Source organism: bacterium (genome assembly GCA_035295165.1).
Classification (GTDB): Bacteria; Sysuimicrobiota; Sysuimicrobiia; order Sysuimicrobiales; family Segetimicrobiaceae; genus JAJPIA01.
Window position 1 is genome coordinate 1 of record DATGJN010000008.1, and the last position, 16505, is coordinate 16505.

At 63.9% G+C, this 16505-nt stretch carries 13 protein-coding genes; 10 read left to right on the forward strand and 3 right to left on the reverse strand.

Features of this window, described 5'->3' with window-relative positions; all coding sequences use genetic code 11:
- Positions 1 to 316: 316 nt before the first annotated feature.
- The 10 genes from VKZ50_01410 to VKZ50_01455 all read left to right on the forward strand — a co-directional run bounded on the left by VKZ50_01410 (position 317) and on the right by VKZ50_01455 (position 13115).
- Positions 317 to 526: a hypothetical protein gene (locus tag VKZ50_01410; GenBank protein HLJ58369.1), complete on the forward strand. Its 210-nt coding sequence runs from the start codon at positions 317 to 319 to the stop codon at positions 524 to 526.
- 2094 nt (positions 527 to 2620) lie between these two features.
- On the forward strand, positions 2621 to 4471 hold the full coding sequence (locus VKZ50_01415; protein HLJ58370.1) for a hypothetical protein: 1851 nt from the start codon (positions 2621 to 2623) through the stop codon (positions 4469 to 4471).
- On the forward strand, positions 4471 to 4947 hold the full coding sequence (locus tag VKZ50_01420) for a hypothetical protein (protein HLJ58371.1): 477 nt from the start codon (positions 4471 to 4473) through the stop codon (positions 4945 to 4947). Before VKZ50_01415 ends, VKZ50_01420 begins: the two co-directional genes overlap by 1 nt.
- Positions 4940 to 5371: a hypothetical protein gene (locus VKZ50_01425; protein ID HLJ58372.1), complete on the forward strand. Its 432-nt coding sequence runs from the start codon at positions 4940 to 4942 to the stop codon at positions 5369 to 5371. Before VKZ50_01420 ends, VKZ50_01425 begins: the two co-directional genes overlap by 8 nt.
- The gene (locus VKZ50_01430) at positions 5368 to 8694 is read left to right on the forward strand and encodes a hypothetical protein (GenBank protein HLJ58373.1); all 3327 of its coding nucleotides are present in this window, start codon (positions 5368 to 5370) and stop codon (positions 8692 to 8694) included. The genes VKZ50_01425 and VKZ50_01430 overlap by 4 nt, the downstream gene beginning before the upstream one ends.
- A gap of 828 nt (positions 8695 to 9522) precedes the next feature.
- Positions 9523 to 9837: a helix-turn-helix transcriptional regulator gene (locus VKZ50_01435; GenBank protein HLJ58374.1), complete on the forward strand. Its 315-nt coding sequence runs from the start codon at positions 9523 to 9525 to the stop codon at positions 9835 to 9837.
- A complete protein-coding gene (locus tag VKZ50_01440; protein ID HLJ58375.1) occupies positions 9834 to 10187 on the forward strand; it encodes a hypothetical protein in 354 nt (117 codons plus the stop codon). The genes VKZ50_01435 and VKZ50_01440 overlap by 4 nt, the downstream gene beginning before the upstream one ends.
- A gap of 10 nt (positions 10188 to 10197) precedes the next feature.
- The gene (locus tag VKZ50_01445; GenBank protein HLJ58376.1) at positions 10198 to 11229 is read left to right on the forward strand and encodes a hypothetical protein; all 1032 of its coding nucleotides are present in this window, start codon (positions 10198 to 10200) and stop codon (positions 11227 to 11229) included.
- 12 nt (positions 11230 to 11241) lie between these two features.
- The gene (locus VKZ50_01450) at positions 11242 to 12141 is read left to right on the forward strand and encodes a hypothetical protein (GenBank protein HLJ58377.1); all 900 of its coding nucleotides are present in this window, start codon (positions 11242 to 11244) and stop codon (positions 12139 to 12141) included.
- A gap of 464 nt (positions 12142 to 12605) precedes the next feature.
- Complete coding sequence (locus tag VKZ50_01455) at positions 12606 to 13115, forward strand: hypothetical protein (GenBank protein ID HLJ58378.1); 510 nt, start codon at positions 12606 to 12608, stop codon at positions 13113 to 13115.
- 1072 nt (positions 13116 to 14187) lie between these two features.
- On the opposite strand, the gene VKZ50_01460 is transcribed toward VKZ50_01455, so the two are convergent.
- The 3 genes from VKZ50_01460 to VKZ50_01470 form a co-directional block, all read right to left on the reverse strand.
- A complete protein-coding gene (locus tag VKZ50_01460; GenBank protein ID HLJ58379.1) occupies positions 14188 to 14580 on the reverse strand; it encodes a hypothetical protein in 393 nt (130 codons plus the stop codon).
- Between the two features lie 264 nt (positions 14581 to 14844).
- Positions 14845 to 15357, reverse strand: coding sequence for a recombinase family protein (locus tag VKZ50_01465; GenBank protein ID HLJ58380.1), 513 nt, complete (start codon positions 15355 to 15357; stop codon positions 14845 to 14847).
- 11 nt (positions 15358 to 15368) lie between these two features.
- A complete protein-coding gene (locus tag VKZ50_01470) occupies positions 15369 to 16049 on the reverse strand; it encodes a hypothetical protein (GenBank protein HLJ58381.1) in 681 nt (226 codons plus the stop codon).
- Between the last annotated feature and the right edge of the window lie 456 nt (positions 16050 to 16505).

The following is a 16505-nucleotide window of genomic DNA, read 5'->3' on the forward strand; positions in this document are numbered from 1 at the left end:
GCCAGACTCCCGCACCAACCGGACTGCCTCCGCTCGAAACTCCTTCGCATACGGTGGGCGTGTCTTCCCCACGGTGGACTCCTCTCTGGGGTCTTGACCCCCTAACGATAGGGTGTCCACCAAACCGGGTCAACTCCAGTCGGCGGTCCGGCTGCCCTTCCAAAAGGACGCCGCACAAACGGCACGCGTGTGGCATGGGTGCGGTTGCGGGTGGAACCGACCGGGGAAGCTGACGACGTACGGCGGCCCGCCCGGCGCTGCGGTTCGCCTGGGTCAACGGTGTTGGTAGCCGTCGTGATCGCTCGCGGGGCCCAGTATGTTCCATAAGGAGCCGCGCGACCCGTTCGGCCCAGAGTCCGAGCTCGCGCGCCCACAGCGGGCCGGTCTCGGCGAGGTACCGGGTGAGTGGTGGGCAGACCCGGCATACGCCGCGGCGGGTCTCCTCGAAGTCGTCGCGGCTGAACACGCGCTCGCGGAGCAACGAGAGGGCAAAGGCGTCTATCTTTGGGCGGCATACCTCAAGTAGGTCGAGCGCCATCGAGTCCCTTGCCGGCTGATCGACGTGAAGAATGCCAATGCCGACATCACACCCGACGCCTTCGCATGCGATTCGAGCCTCACTCTCCCCCACCGCATAGAGATAATTGGCGAGCGCCTGGGCTGGTGTTGCGGCGAGGCGGGGTGATCCGGTGAGCGGCGACGTACGGGGTCCTGCTGTCTTCCAATGCTCAGGTACGAGGCGTTCGTCCCGGCGGGCGAACGAGACGGGCATGTCTACAAACTGATCGAAGTACACCGCGGCGGCTTCCGCTTCGATCACGCGTAAACGGTTGAGTGTGCCGGCTCGGTCCAACGACGTAGCTGCACTCCGAATCGCCCGAGCGGCCGATGCCCGTTCCATCGTATCGAGCACGATGGCTTGCCCGAGCAGCTTTGCCTTAAGGATTTCCCGTGTGATGCGGATTCCGACCTCGGCTGTCGAGGCTCGTGCCTGCTCGCGACGGAGCCGGGCATCATCGGCCCCGCGTGGTCCTGTGGCTAGCAGTACCTCGCCGTGGTCGCCAATCTGGACGATGGAGACGCCGGCGTCGTGCAGCCAGAGGACACTTTCAAGGCTGATGAAACCGGAGTGTCCCAGGATGATTAGCCGGCGAAGCTTGCTTGTGGCTTTGTGCAGCCGCACGCGGCGGCGCACGTCGCAGTATCCGTCCGAACAGATGAGGTGGCCGTGTTCGACAAAGCACTTGAGACCGTATCCGGAGAGGACGAGCACGCCATTCCGAATTGCTCGGGCAGGTGGAACTATGCTAGAGTGGTCCCGCATCGAGCGGTCGCTCCCCTCCAAAGGTGGTGATGGCTCGGTGTCACGCCCCGGGGTGCCGCAAGCGCCGCCGGGGCACTTTCTCTTTGGTTGGATATTTCGACATGGTGGCCGTGGGCGCCCCCTCGTTTCAATGGGTCTAGATTTCTAAGGCGCAGGCCTTGACTTGTCGTATTCGCGTCTTTATAATTGCAGATGGAGCATTACCAAGGGGTGGCGAGGAGATGGCGTCGCGGATTTATGTTGAGGCTTACGGGCTACCATATGAAGTCGGCTTAGCCGTCCGCGAGAAGTCGGTAGACGACAAGCAGCCTCGGTCCCGAACGGTTGCGCGTATTCTTCAGGCTTTCTTACCGGCAGCGACCCGAGTTAAGTTCAATACTGCGTGGCTCTCAGATCCGGAAGTGTGCGCTCAGGTTCAGGCGAACATTGAAGAGACTCTCCGTAAAATCCAGAGGCAGGTCAAGGATATGCGTGACACAGACACAGGGGCACCGGTGGTCTCGACGGCAGCGCGAACACGTAAGCCGCTATCAGAAAGACATACAAAGATAACGAAAGGTCGGTAGGAAGCGCAAGACCGGGCGCTAGAGACGCCCGGTCGAAACGATCTGTCCCTGGTTCTAACATCTACCGGGGTGTTGCCCGCACCCCAGGACGAGAGGAACGCGACGTGCTCACTATTCATACTAGTATCGGTGCATTTGGTGGTCAAGCCCTCCCGGAACCAGATCCGGGGTCCCCTGAAGGCGGTTGCATCGTCCAGGTCCTCTCGGAGGATGGCACCTGGGTTGACGTGCCTCCGGGTGTACCCGATGGCTGGAGCCTTAATGATTACGGGTGCTTTGTGCGACGTGACCCCGAAACCGGTGAACCGATTCCGTTTGCGGCCCCGCGACATGTTGAGGAATGGGAGCTTTGGATTCCCCAACCAGGTGTCGCACGGCTTGTCATCAGGCTCGCGCGTGAGTGCTCGCCGATTCGTGTTCGGTCCAGGATGTCGGGCTTCCACGCCGGCGTGGCGCCACCCCCTCTTGACGATGACACCCTAAATCCTCTACCACCTCAGACTTCCGCTCGTCGGTTCCGCCCCGTTCTTCCGATTGCTGACGTTCTTAGGTTCTCCCGGCGTGGCCCTCTCTTTGGCGCGTCTCCCGTGCGAATCTACTTTCTTGCCATGCTGCGGCGCCGGATGACATCGCGGGCGCGACGGAAAGCCGGATTATGACTGCGGCCCGGGACGTCCCTGTCTCTCCCTCTCAGGTGCTTTTTCTGAACGGCTCATCGCCGGAGCCGAACGTGTCCTCAAAGCGGCCCGGTCGCGTGCCCTCGAAGCGGCCCGGCATCGTCGCCGCGAACCGCCAGATTCCGCCCATTGTCGCGGAGGCGCTGGCGGCACTCGACGACGCGCAGGAGCGACTCGGGCTGTACGTCCAGAGTGGGGCGGTAGTACGGCTCCGGCATGATCGGACCGGCCGCGCGATCACGGAGCTCGTCACGCCATCCTTAATGGTCTGGCTGCTCGCGCAGGCCGCGCCCTGGACGTTCCCGCAGCCGAACGGTCAGATTCGGCAGGGACCGCCTCCGCTCGTGATCGCACATTCGGTGCTCGTCGTCGGTGACTGGCCATTCCCCGAGCTTGCCGGCGTGATCGAGACACCGATCATTCGGCCGGACGGCTCCATCCTCACCGAACCCGGGTACGACGAGGCGACCGGATTCTTCTACGCGCCCCCTGACGGGTTGTCCGTCCCGGCCGTACCTGAGCACCCGACTGCGGACGACATAGCCCGAGGCGTAGCGATCCTCGACGACGCGTACGCCGATTTCTGCTTCGCCGACGAGGCGTCCCGTGCGACCGCAATAGCGGGTCTCGTGACGGCCGTTTTGCGCCCGTCGATTCCGGGGCGGACCCCGCTGTTCGCGTTCGATGCCCCCGTGATGGGAACCGGCAAGTCCGCGCTCGCTGGTCTCATTTCCACCGTCGCGACCGGCGGGTATGCCGGGACGATGCCCGAGCCCGAGGACGATGCAGAGTGGCGCAAGGCGTACACGGCCCTGCTTCGCGAGGGGCACGCGTTGATCGTGCTCGATGACGTACGGCGCCGGCTGGAATCGCCGGTGTTGGCGATGGCCGTTACCGTCGAGCGGTGGCGCGACCGGCTGCTCGGGACCAACACAACGGGCTTCTTTCTGAACCGGACGACAATCAATGTGTGCGGGAATAACCTAGCGCTTGGCGGTGATCTTGGCAGGCGCGCAGTCTGGTGCCGGCTCGATACCCGGCTCGCGCAGCCCTATCTCCGGGACACGTTCCGGCACCCGGACTTCGACGCCTGGGCACGGGAACACCGCGGCGATCTTTTGTGGGCGGTGCTAGTGTCGGCGAGGGCGTGGTGGGCGGCCGGGTGCCCCGACCCGCAGATTCCCGCGCTCGCCGGGTTCCGCGAGTGGCGCCGGATCGTGGGTGGCATCCTGGAGCACGCCGGCATTCACGGCCTGCTCGGCAATCTTGCCACCATGCGCGCGACGTTGGATGAAGGGACCGTGGAGTTCGAGCAGTTCCTTCGCGCGTGGGAGGGTGTGTTCAAGGATCGTCCTGTCCGAATCGCCGACGTCGCACAGGAAATTGCCGGTGGAGGGGTGCTCCGCGAGGCTGTCCCCAGCCGGCTCGCCGAGTTCCTCGACCACAAGGGCAAGCTCTCCCATCGTCTCGGCAATCTCCTCCGATGGAAAGTCGATGTCCGGCATGGTGTGGATTGCATTCGTGTGGAGCGCGGCGGGTTTGACGGCCATGCGAATGCAGGGACGTGGCGCGTCGTGCTCGATGAAGCCCAACAGGTTTCCGACGATGCTGCGGAACCGCAGGTGGTTACCTCGCCTGAATCAGGAGCGGCCTCGGGCGCTACACCCACCGATCACGGCCTGTTGCCCTTTGCGATAGATCGCCTCGCCGGTGATGGAGACGGCCGCCGTACGTACCTGCTCGACCTGGCCCGCGAGCTTCAGTTCCCGCAGCTACCGTTTGCGGCCGGTCGGACCGTGCCTGCCGGTCAACCCGCTTGGACGACGTTCGCAACCCGAGCGTCCACTGAAGACGTCACGTCCGCGGTGGCCGCGCTCCAGGCACTCGCCGAGGAGGCGCGGTAATGGCCCGGCGACGGCGCTACGGCGCTCTGACTCCACGCCAGCAAGAAACATCCCAGCGGGTAGCGCGCGCGGTCAGCCGCGTTCGCCACGGCGAGTCATCCACCTCGGCGATTCGTGCGGAGCATACGTCGAGTACATCGTTTCGGAAGTACGCCGGCGCGACCGTTTATAAGACAACGGGCGGTAGGGTTCGAGTCCGCAAGGTCGATACGCTCGTTCGTGAGCTTCCCTGGTTGAACGAACGCGGCATGATTGAGCGCGTGCCTGTACGCGGCCCTGAGAAGTCGAAGGTCGGCCGGTACTGGAACGCGGTCAAGGCGTTTCGCGACGAGGGGAATGCACGTCCCCTTCGGGATCTCAAGTATAAGACGTTCGTGGACGCCAAGGGCGTTCGCCGTAAATTTAACAGGGATGTCGATATGCTCCGGCAGCGTGGCGGCCGAGGACGTCTCGGGTTCGATGACTTCTATGCGTGACGTCGAGCGCGATCGCCTGCTTCGCCACGGCCGTAAGGCGCAACGCCTGGACGAGCCGGTCCCAGTCTGTCTCGGCTGCGGCTGCGCGTCGGTCGAGGCGCTCACCGGCGTCCCATTTCGGAGCCTGCCGGTGTGGGTCCAACGCCGGATTATCGAACGCCATCATCCACGCGGCCGTGTGGTCGATCCGGAGTGGGTCGTTCCCCTCTGCCGGTCCTGTCATGCTGTGGCGAGTGACCGTTGGTACGACCTACCGGCTGAAGTTCGCGCGCCTACGACAGACCGCGAACGTGCGGTGGCGGTGCTCTTGGGCGTCGCGGACTGGCTCCGCACGGTTACCGAGGGGGCCGGGATGGCACTGGTGCGTGTCGAGGAGGTCGCTACCCTGTTGCTCGCGGTGGACGACGAGGAGGGGACCCGATGAGAGACGCGACGCCCGGCGTGCGCGCGTTCGTGGAGCCCACCGACCCGAAGGGGGCAGCCCAGGACTGGCGGCCGCGTACCGGGTGGCGGTCGCTGCGCTACGGCGAGCGTGTCGTCATCGTGGACACGGAAACGCACGGGGTTGGGCAGGCGCTGCTCGTCGGCGGCTACGTGGTCGCGAAGTGGACCGGGACGGCCTATGAGCGGGGCCAGGAGGGGATCGTGCTCGGGGATGGACTTCGGAAGGATGTGGCCCGCCTCGTTCGCTCATACGCGAAAGGCCACCGCATTCACGCCCTCACCCGCACGGAGTTCGCGCACCTGCTGATCCAGGAAGGCTACGGTCTCGGGAGCCTGATCGTCGGGTTCAACCTCGGGTTCGATCTCGGCGCCTTGATCGTGCCCGGGCCGAAGGGGTGGGCGCGCGGGCGCAAGCGGTACCGGCACGGGTTCCTCCTCCGGTTGACGAAGGACCCCTGGCGGCCGGGTATCCATGTCCTCGCCGGCGATGACCCCAAGCAGTTCATTCAGTGGAGCAGTTTCCGTGGAGTCGCTCGGTACGAGGGCAAGGGGCGGCGCGCGTTTGCCGGCCGCTTCCTCGACCTCCGGCGCTGGGCGTACATGTTGTGGGGGAAGAAACTCAGCCTCGAACACGCCTGCGAGTGGGCTGGGACGCCATACCAGAAGCGTGAGGTCCGGTATGGACGCATCTCCGAGAATCTCCTCGACTATCTGCGCGAGGACGTGGACGCGACGTGGCGGCTCTTTCTCGCGCTCCGCGAGGAATGGAACCGGCTTCCATTCACGCCGATTCCGTCTCCGGCGTTGCCCCCGCGGGCAGGCGCTATCGATACGCCCGACCTGTCGCCGGATGCGATCCTCGCGCACCGGATGCAGTCCGCGGCCGGGACCGCGAAAGGCCTCCTGAAAAGGTGGAACGTACGGGTGCTGCTTCAGCATCAGCCCGATGTTCCGCGCGACCTGCTCGGCCTCTTTATGAGCACGCTCCACGGCGGATGGACCGAGGCGCATATTCAACGCACCATTGTGCCGGTGCGGCTCCTCGACATTAGTTCAACGTACCTGACGATGGCGGTGTTGCTCCACCTGTGGGACGTGATCGCGGCCGACCGCCTCGACGTGGTGGACGACACCCCGGCCATACAGGCGTGGCTCGGTTCCCTGCACGCGGAGGATCTCTTGCGCCCCGAAACGTGGGCACGGTTGCTCGTTGTGTGCGAAGTCGAGCCGGCTGATGACGTGCTCCCTATCCAGACGCGCCCCTCTCGGTCATCGGCATGGGTGCTGGAGATGAACCGGGTGCACGCGGCCCCGGGTACGGCACTCTGGTGGGCGCTTCCCGACGTGCTCGCGAGCTGGGTGCGGACGGGACGGGTGCCCCGGATTCGTCGTGCGTGGCGGGTCGTGCCCCGCGGTCGGCAGGCCGGGCTCCGTTCGCTCTCGGCGTGGGGGTTCACCTTCGACCCGATGGCCGACCCGCTCCGGATGCTGCTGGACGTCCGACGCGTCATTGGAGAACGATTGGCCGCCGCGCGGAATGCCGGGGACGTGGCCGGGGCGAGCCGGCTCACCGTGCTGTATCGCGCTCTCAAGGCAACGGCCGAACCACTCGGGTACGGGGTCTATGCTGAAGTCGGCGACTACGGCACCACTGGCGAGCCCGTCCAAGTGTGGAGTGGGGGGTTGCCGATGCGCGCCAGATCCCTGCACGGCGAGCGCCCCGGGCCGTATCTGAACCCGTTCGTGGCCCCATTCCCGCCGGCAGCGTGCCGTCTCGTCATGGCGCTGATGGAGGCCGCGATCCGCGCGTTGGGCGGGACGTGGGCAACGTCCGACACGGACTCGTTCGCTGTCGTCGCGACCGAGACCGGTGGGCTCATTCCCTGCCCGGGTGGCGCGCACCAGCTTCCCGATGGCGCCGCCGCGGTGCGGGCGCTGTCCTATGCGGACGTGGATGCCCTCCGCGCCCGGTTCGACACGCTTGCACCCTGCGGGGGACCCTTCTGGAAGGTCGAGCCGGAGAACGTCCCGCACCCGGAGGCGACACGGGACCGGGCGCTCTACGCGCTCGTGCCCGGTCCGAAACGGTTCGTGTTCGCCAATCTCGCGGACGATGGCCGCGTGCTGATTCGGCGGGCCAGTGCCCATTCACTCGGGCACCTCGTGCCCCCGACCGGGCACGGGAACGACTCGCAGATTGCCGCTGTGTGGGAAGCGGCGTTCCGCCAGGCGCGAGGCGACCGGAAGGCGTTGCAGCGGATGCCGAACGCCGACGTCCCGGCCGTCGCCCGAGTATCCTTCACGCGCCCGACGATGCTGCTGACCGTGGGCGCGACCGGGACCCGTCCCGGGCGTGGCCTGCCGAGACCGTTCGGGTTCGGGCTCGCCGTCCCGGTCGAGGACCCTCTGACCGGTGGTGATGCCTACCCGGACGGATGGTGCCGGCGGGACAAGGCCGAGCGGCGCGGGTGCCCGGATCTGGACGCGGTCTGCCGGTTCCGCGCGCAATGCCCACTCGCGCACCCCATCCGCGTGTTGGCGCCGTTCGACCCGCAACCCACTCGGTGGACGCGGCTCCCTTGGCGCAACCTCCGAACCTGGAAACGCCAGGACCTCGCGTGGGATGATCCAGAGTTCCCGGACGGTCGGCCGCAGCCGCGGACGTATCTCGACATCGCGCGGGCGCACTTTGCGCTCGGTGACCCGCGCTATCTCGGTCCCGACGGCCAGCCCGGGCATATGCACACGCGGGGCGAGGTGTGCCGGCAAGACGTTCGGCTCGTGCCCCACCCGGTGTACGGGGTGACCATCCCACTCGGCAAACAGAACCGCCGGATCGAGGACGCTCGGAGCGGGTTTGCGGATCGGACGCGTACGGTCTACGAACCCGACGTGCCCGAGGTGGACGTCCTGCGGGCGTGGTGCCAACGGCATCCTGTGACCGCGATTGCACACGGGGCGCAGGTGGCGCGGTTCACTATCGAGCGGTTCCGCGATGGGACCTTCGCCACACTCGACCCGGCTACACGGCAGCGCCTCTTCCGTACACTTCTACACCTGGACGCGGCCGCGACCCGCACGAACGAGAACCTGGCGCTTCTCCGTGCGAGCCTCCAAACCGTTTCGGTGTCGTTCCTTTGCGCACACACCAAGTTCAGCCGGAATTGCGTCTACAAGATCATCAATGGGCAAACGCAGCGGGTGTTCCCGGAGACCCGGCAGCGTCTCTGGCAGGCGTACGTCGCGTGGGTCGCGATGCGGGACGCCAAGGCCGTTGGGCTACACGGTGAGGCGGGCGGATGAATACAAGCAATATACGACAGTCCTCGAACGGTTGAGGATCGCTCAGAACGACATGACCCAGGACAAGCGGCGCAAGCGATCACGCACGAAGCGGCACGCCGGGCGCTTCGACGACACCCGGATTCTCGACGAAACGCACCGATCACAGAGACGAACAGGGGACGGTGAGGATACATGGGAGATATTCGGACCTGGCACGCGCCAGACAGCACGAAGGAGGCCGAGCGTGCGGTGTTCGGTCAGTCCGGGACCTCGACCGCGCCGAAGCCGCCCGCAAAGCCGGCAACTGCGGGTCCCGCTCCGACTGCGTCGGCTCCAACTCGACCGCACCTTCCGGCCCGGCCCCAACGTCCCGAGGACGATCTCGGGTGGCTCCGAACTAGGATCGGCCGGCGGCTCGACGTTACGCTCACGAACGGCTCAACCATGCGGGGGCTTCTCGCCAAAGTCTCGCGGTACGAGCTAGTCCTTCGCGATAGCCTCGACCGGCCGCGCGAGGTGCTGGTGATGAAGCACGCCGTGTCGGTTGTCCGGGAGGCCGGTAATGACTGAGACTCCCTGTGTTCAGTGTGGGGGCCCGCGCCGGCTGCTCGCCGTTCAGGACGCGGACCCGTACTGTAGCGTCCGGTGCGCCAAAGCGGCCCATGACGTTCGAGACCCGTTGACGTCGTTTCAGTTGGTGCCCCGCACACCACGGCAACGAGCCTGGCAGCTCGCGTGGCGGCAACAGCGGTACGCGATGGTAGAGCAGCGGCGCCGTAGACAAACCGGCTGAACCGTGATAGGTTCCGCGCCAAGAACAACGATTCGTGCGAGGTGATCCGGACGATGGCCGTCGCAACGATGAACGCGCGCACGGGATTGGAGCAGGCGTTCGTGGCCGCGCTCAACGAGTTCCGGCAGCGCCTCGGCTACAGCATCGAGGAGTTCGGGGACGACTACGTTCTCTCGGTCTCGCGGCTCAAGAACGTGCTCTCAGGCCGGACCCGCCCGACCCGGGCGTTTGTCGAGGACGTGGTAGATGCCATGCACGACTTCCTCGCGTGGACGGCCGCACACCCCTACCCGGAGGAGCCCGAGGCGCACGAGGATTTCCGCGCGATGGCGCAGTGTGTGATTGACGCGGCGGGGGCACTCCGGTGAGACTTCCGGCCGCCACGCCACACGGACCGGCCTCACTCGACCCATTCACCGCGATCATCCCGGCCACGACCCCGCGGACGCTCGCAGAAGACCAAGCCGAGGCCACTACGACCTATGCACTCATGGTGGCCGTCACGCGCGCCCGGCTCCGTAATGTCTCGACACATAAAGCCTGCTTGATCGTGCTGTGTGCGTCCCTACGCCTCGCTGGGGATATGCTCGCCTTCCTGATCCAGACCCCGGCCCAAGAGGCGTTCGAAATGCGGGCGCTCGTGCAGTTCGTCAAAGACGCGATGCGATATCGGCGCCGGCTCACCATGCGAGCTCGGGAGCCGTTCACTCCAGACTGAGGAGCGACCCATGCGACGACCCACGAACGCAGAACGACTGTTCAACGGGAATGACCTTGGCCCGTCCTGGCAACCCTGGGTGTTCTTCGCGGACACCGGCTCAAGCGGTGGCGGCGAACAACCCGGTGGCGGGGGCGGGGGTAGTAGCGGAGCGGGTGCCGAGAATAGCGGCAACGGTGCGTTCGGAGAAATTGGCGGAAGTGCGTCTCGGGAACAACAGACGGGCCCTGGGGGAAATGTCGAGTTTTCAGGTGGCACGGGGAGCCTCGAAGCCTCTCAGGCCGGCAACGGTTCGAACGGCAGTAACGAGCCGGCATTCGGGAGCCCTGATCTCGTCGCGGCTGGCCCACCGGCCTCTGCGAATATCGGCCCAGGCCCGACCGGCTCCAACGTTGCCGGTGTCGGACTCGGGAACCCCGGAATCGGCGCAAGCGGGACGATCCAGGGAACAACGTTCGCGGCAAACAGCGCGGTCGGGCAATTCTTCGCCGGCGCAGCCCGCGGAGTCTACGATGTCGTAAGCAGCATCCTCGGCGGCCTGATCCCCGGGTTCGGCCAGGTATTCGGCTACGGCGTTCGCGCGGCCGCAGCCAATTCCAATCAAGCCTACGGCCTCAGCCCCGACCTCAGCGTTTCAGGAGGGTATGGCACGACGGGATACGGGACCGGCGCCCAGGGCGAAGGTGGAGGTGGGGGGTTCCTCCTCACCGCCGAGCGGTTACTATTCGGCAGTGGTGGCGGCGGCGCACCGGCGAGCGATCAAACTTTGCCGTTCAACCTTGGCACGTCGAACCCATTCGCGTTTACACCTCTCACGGCCCCCGCGGCGATTCCAACCCCCGCAAGTGCCGGCGCCGGCGGTGGCGGCGCCCCTGGAACTGGCGGGGCCCTGGGAAACGTGACGACGACCCGGCCTTACTTGATTCTTGCGCTCATCGCAGCGGCTATTATCGCCGGGATCATTTGGTACAACTACGCGAAGAAGCACGGCGGCGCGCACAAGGGTGGCGGGGTCTCACTCCCTCACGCCACGGCCGCATAGGGAGGAATGAAGATGAAACTCCGCGGACGGTTCGTCGGGCTCGTCGCGCTGGTCGCGTTCGTCGGCACGTGGTTCGTGTCGTCGCTCGTCCCGCAGGCGTTGGCCCAGGTATATCCCCCCCCGTGGGTCCAAACGAGCAACGGCTACCAGTTCATGTACTCGACCATCTTCTCGAATGTGGACCCGCGCGGGAACGCGATTACGCACAACTTCGTCACGGGCTCGCAGGTGATTATGAACGGCACGTGGTCGGGCGCCAATGCGCCAATCACCCTTGCCGGAAACAACACCTTTACTGGCACCAATACATTCAACGGCACCACGAACCTGGCCGGCACCACGACCGTGACGGGGAGCTCGCTCACCATCAACGGGGGTTTGCCCAACAGCCAGCTTGCCGGCAATCTCGTCTCGCAAGTGAACGTGACTACGACGAGCGCGGGCGCGCAACCGAGTATCACAAACCCTTCAGGGGTCGGCCCGTCTACGCTCTCGCTCTCGCTCACGCTCCCACAGATTGTGCTCGGGAAAGGGACCGGGGCGGGAACCTATTCCACCGCCAATGTGTTCGGGACCGAAGTCGGCACCATGTCTCAAACCATCACCGTGCCGCTCGGGGCGAAACTCACCGTGTCGATTGCCTTCAACTGGGAACAACTCACAGCACCGGCGGCATGCGCGTACCAACTGTGGGATACTCCATCAGTCCTGGCGTACCAGACCAATGACAACCCGTCCGCGGCCTCCGATCCATTGCCGTCCGCGATGCAAAGTGTCGTGGTGGGGGACGGAGCCCCCCATACCATTCAATTCGCATTTTCAACCAGCAATGCCGCAGACGCTTGCGCCGTGATGAATACGACCAACAGCCAAGTTCCACAGATGATCCTTCGGCTCGAACCGGCGAACTAGCATGACCAACGGCGGTGCACGGCAAGCGGTCAAAGGAGTGGCGCAAGATCCCATTTCGGAAACGAGAGGAGTTCGTCGTGGGCGGCTACCTCTCTTCGGCGCCTAATCGCCTGAGTACGCTGATCCTCGGCCAGTACGACCGCAAAGGCACACTCGTCTACTCGGGTCTGGCCGGAAGCGGCCTCCCGCTAGATACTCGCAAGGGTCATCCTTGAAGAGCTGAAGGCGACCGAGACCGCGGCTTGTCCATTCACGCCCGTTCCCACACTCGGAGACCACTGGGGAGAGCTGCGAACGGATCTGCCACCGCACTGGGTGAAGCCGAAGGTGGTGGTTGAGGTGGAGTACCGGGAACGCCTGGCGGACGGCCTCCGTCACTCAGCGCTCAAAACTCTACGACCGGACAAGGAGCCCCGCCAGGTTCGTGCGCCACTAAGCACCGCCGACAGGAGGGCTTGAGCCCTGTGAATATTTCAGACCGCCTCACTCTGCTGGCGTTATTCTACCGCCGCGAAGCGAGAAAGTGCGCGAAGGAACGAGCGTACCTTGCTGCGTGCATCATGCAGGCGTCGATGTTGGAGGCTCTATTGCACGCAATGTGTTTTCTGTACCCGGACCAAGTTAGAAAGACAGCCATCTATCAGAGAAAGAAGTTTCGAAGGAAGCGCCACAAGTCCCTAGACTTCACCCTCTACGAATTAATCAATATCGCCGACGAGTTGGCGTGGTTCCCGCCGAAACTGATTACTTGGGGGATGAGGGCTACACTAGCGGGCTTTGTACATGAACTTCGGCAATTTCGAAACTACGTGCACCCAGGCGTCTGGGCACCGGAGCGCCCGGAAACGACGAAGTTCACCAAGGACGTGTACCATGTCGCGGACGAGATCGTTGACGTCGCCAACTCTTGGCTTCTTCATCAGGTGCACGAAAGTCTCCGAAAAAGCATGAGACGGGAAGGGCTCCTGGCATGAATGGACACGTCTCGGTGCCCATTAGCTCCTCAAAGTATCCCTTCGCGGCCAGGTCGCGCAGGGCGCTCGCTCCTGTTGGGCCATGATACCCACCTTTTTAGGACTCTCCCGAGTCAATCTCCAGGCCACGCTCACGCAAAAGATGCGTCACCTCGCGTCGCGCGTGTTCTCGTCCCCATTCCGTACCCATAGACTACGCCTCGCTGAACCGAGCAATAGGTCTTCAGGGCGTTCAGAATCTCCGTCGCCAGTGTGAGACCAGGGCTCGCGTGCGTGGTGTTCACGCCCAGCTCGCTCCACATGTAGAGCCGGGCAATCGCGTCCTGGCCTCGGTAGCGCAGGACGACGTGCGCGCAGTCGGGCTGGTTGCAGTAGGGGCACATACTTCTTGCTACCCGGTGTTCGGTGTTGGGCTCCTGCCGAACGAACAGAGAAATTGCACCGGCGAAACCGTTTCGCAGGCGATGCCACAACGCTCACCCGTCTTTTGAGCCAGCCCTCGCCTCCCACACAACTACGAGAGATTCTGACACACCGCCTCTGCTTTGCAGCCAGCCGTGGATCTCGCCTGGCCACTCTGGGTGCCTGGCGCGTTCGTCCATCAACGTTTGCAGATGGTATACTGCCCCGCTACATGTTGGCGTCTTTATCCGCCCATGAGGAGGCGGCGCGCTCTCCGTGAACCACTGGGCGACCTCCGAGGGCAGTCCCATGCCGGTAATATCCTTTGGGTAGAACATACACTGACTGTGAGATGGCGTTGCCACTGGTTGCTTCCTCCTAGGAGTGGCTCTGGGGTTTTGTCCTCGGTGTTTCTGTCAGCCTATCAACCCTCTCACTCATGGTGGTAGCCACAAGGCGACAATCTGCAACGCTGAACCCACGGCGATAAGTGCAAACCCGCCACCCGCCTGCAAGCGTTGGCGCTGCACGACCTTGTTTACGATCTTCCCGACGCGCTCGTTCCAGAGACGGAGGGCCACTGTTGTCTGCGCCTTCGTTGGAGTCAGGTTGAACTGAATGAGCGCGCCTATGAGAGTGAGGGACAATCCTACTGCCGAAACCCAGCGACTCATTGCGGCCCTTCTTTCTCTTCAGGGTACATCCAGTAGTTACCGTCAGCATCCATTTCCCAATCCTGATCGCCTGCCAATCGCCGTCGTAGCAGTTCGTCGATATCGACCTGACACATCCCGCGATTCTTAAGACTGGAGATATGCTCTGCGCGCCGCGTACCATGGCGGTAGCCGTCGCGGTAGCCCATGCGATATGCAACGGCACAAAACGTCACCCCGCCAAACAGACTGAGCCACCACGCGAGATTTGCTCGCCACGCGGGGAGAAGTTCAAGCTGCGAGGCGATGCTAAGGTATGCGCTGAAAAGAGCGATGCCTCCGGCGCCGAGGAACCATAGCTCCCAACGTGCGTCGGGCACTCTGCGCGGGCTGTAGCCGTGGAATCTCATCGACCCCCTCCTCCGCCAGCCTGCTCCCGCGTTTCGTAACCGTGCTCGGGGTGCCCTGCAGGCAGCTTCAAAAAGACAGAGCGCCTTGGTTCGTTGGTTGGCGGCGCTCGGATACGAGGTCAAGTTCAACTAGCAATACGTCGAGATAGAGCCGCGTGGGTCGTGGGGAACCCCGACGCTAAGAAGAATCCCTGAAGCGGCGTGGACAGTAGTGTCTCAAAAAGAACTCCTTACGCGATGCCCTAGCGCCTGAAGAACTCCGTGCTACGCAAGGCTTTGCGGGCCGTCGTTTCCACACCCTTTTTGCAACAACGCGCGAGAGACCGTCGAGACGTGAACGCCGAGCTGCTTCGCTGCCTGACGGCGAGAGAGCGTACCTGCCTCGATGGCCGGGATGAGCGCATCGAGACTGCCATTCAGGATCTGCGGACGCCCCAGACGCTTGCCCTGCTTCCTGGCCCGATCCATGCCCGCCCGGACCCTCTCCGCGATCAGCGCCTTCTCGAACTGCGCGAAGCTGGCCAGGATGTTGAGCATGAGATCCGCCACCGGCGAAGAGCCGGACGTGTCCAGCCAAGGCTCCGAGTAGGACCGAAGCCCCACGCCCCAGCGTCGGAGCTGTTCCACCGTCGAGGCCATGTGCGCGACAGATCGGAAGGCCCGGTCGAGCTTCCAGACGAGGATGACGTCGAGGCGTCGCTTGGCGGCGGTCCTACAGCAAGAGCCAAGAGGATAGTACCGACTAGACCTGCAATCGATGAAATCAAGTCTGGCCACATAAGAGGTCCTTATCCTTCAATCCACCATTTGGCGGGAAGCGGCTGCGCGAATGTCGAGCACGTATCCCAGAATCGACCTACAGTCTTTGCCGTCGATTCCGCGATCTCAAAGACATACTGATAAGGCAGAAACAGCCTCTTATGAGGAGGTGTCACCCAGTTCATATAGTGCGGTACCGTGTCTCGCAAACGCATCGACCAGTCCGCAAGTGATCCAGAGATAGCGAACTCGTGCACTAACCCACTCCGCAAATCCGTGTAGACAATCGCGGCATACGACGCCTTGCGTATCTGAAACGCCGACAACGCTGGCTCCGCGGCTCTGAGTTCTGGCTCCTCTTTGTCTATTTCAAACGCGTCCACGATGCGCGATGACTCCTTCGGGAAAAACTTTTCCCGTAGCGACGCACTGATGTGAGAATAACCAGGATCGTGATCGAGTTGATCCACAAGGGCCGGAACACTAATCATCGTGAGTTTTGGAATAACACGAGCATACCTTATCAACAATTCAACATACCGACGACGATCAATGCGATCCCCGGGCCACATGATGGCGGCAATTGCACCCATGGCACAACAGAGCAAGATTTCCGCATCGAAGAGGGCGTTATCTCTGTCGGCCGCGACAAGACTGCTGGCAATACGCTTTCGAGTATCAAACCACCTTCGGAAACCACCGGTGTCCATTGCCAATCACCAATGATGTGTTTAGACGGACTTTCTTCCCCAATCGTACTCCCGAAACACGGAGGCGAGCTAAGCGTTTACGCCGGATAGCATACCATGAGGACCTCGACCTAGGCCCGTTCCCGGGGGTCCTTTTAGCGTTGACTCAGGGGAAGGGTAATGGGTCATACCCCACCCGGCCCAACCCGTCCGACCCCGACACCGGTTAGGTGCCCCGGCCCGCGCCCGACCCCGAACCGCCCGCCCGGCCCAACCGACCTCCCGAGCCAGATGTCCCGCCTGTCCCGCATGTCCCGCCAACACCAACCGAGCCGACCCAGCCCAGGACCAGCCGGCCCGGCCCAGCCCTGAGACCCCCGGCCCGGCCCAGCCCTGTCGCCGCCTCCGCAGACCAGGACCGAGCCGAGCAGGAGTGTACCCTGGAGTGCCACGTCCAGCCCGGTTGTCAAGTACCCC

Coding starts and splice junctions, on each gene's coding strand:
- VKZ50_01435 (HLJ58374.1), top strand. CDS start 9,523: ATGGCCGTCGCAACGATGAACGCGCGCACGGGATTGGAGCAGGCGTTC.
- VKZ50_01410 (HLJ58369.1), top strand. CDS start 317: ATGTTCCATAAGGAGCCGCGCGACCCGTTCGGCCCAGAGTCCGAGCTC.
- VKZ50_01460 (HLJ58379.1), bottom strand. CDS start 14,580: ATGAGATTCCACGGCTACAGCCCGCGCAGAGTGCCCGACGCACGTTGG.
- VKZ50_01470 (HLJ58381.1), bottom strand. CDS start 16,049: ATGGACACCGGTGGTTTCCGAAGGTGGTTTGATACTCGAAAGCGTATT.
- VKZ50_01430 (HLJ58373.1), top strand. CDS start 5,368: ATGAGAGACGCGACGCCCGGCGTGCGCGCGTTCGTGGAGCCCACCGAC.
- VKZ50_01420 (HLJ58371.1), top strand. CDS start 4,471: ATGGCCCGGCGACGGCGCTACGGCGCTCTGACTCCACGCCAGCAAGAA.
- VKZ50_01445 (HLJ58376.1), top strand. CDS start 10,198: ATGCGACGACCCACGAACGCAGAACGACTGTTCAACGGGAATGACCTT.
- VKZ50_01450 (HLJ58377.1), top strand. CDS start 11,242: ATGAAACTCCGCGGACGGTTCGTCGGGCTCGTCGCGCTGGTCGCGTTC.
- VKZ50_01425 (HLJ58372.1), top strand. CDS start 4,940: ATGCGTGACGTCGAGCGCGATCGCCTGCTTCGCCACGGCCGTAAGGCG.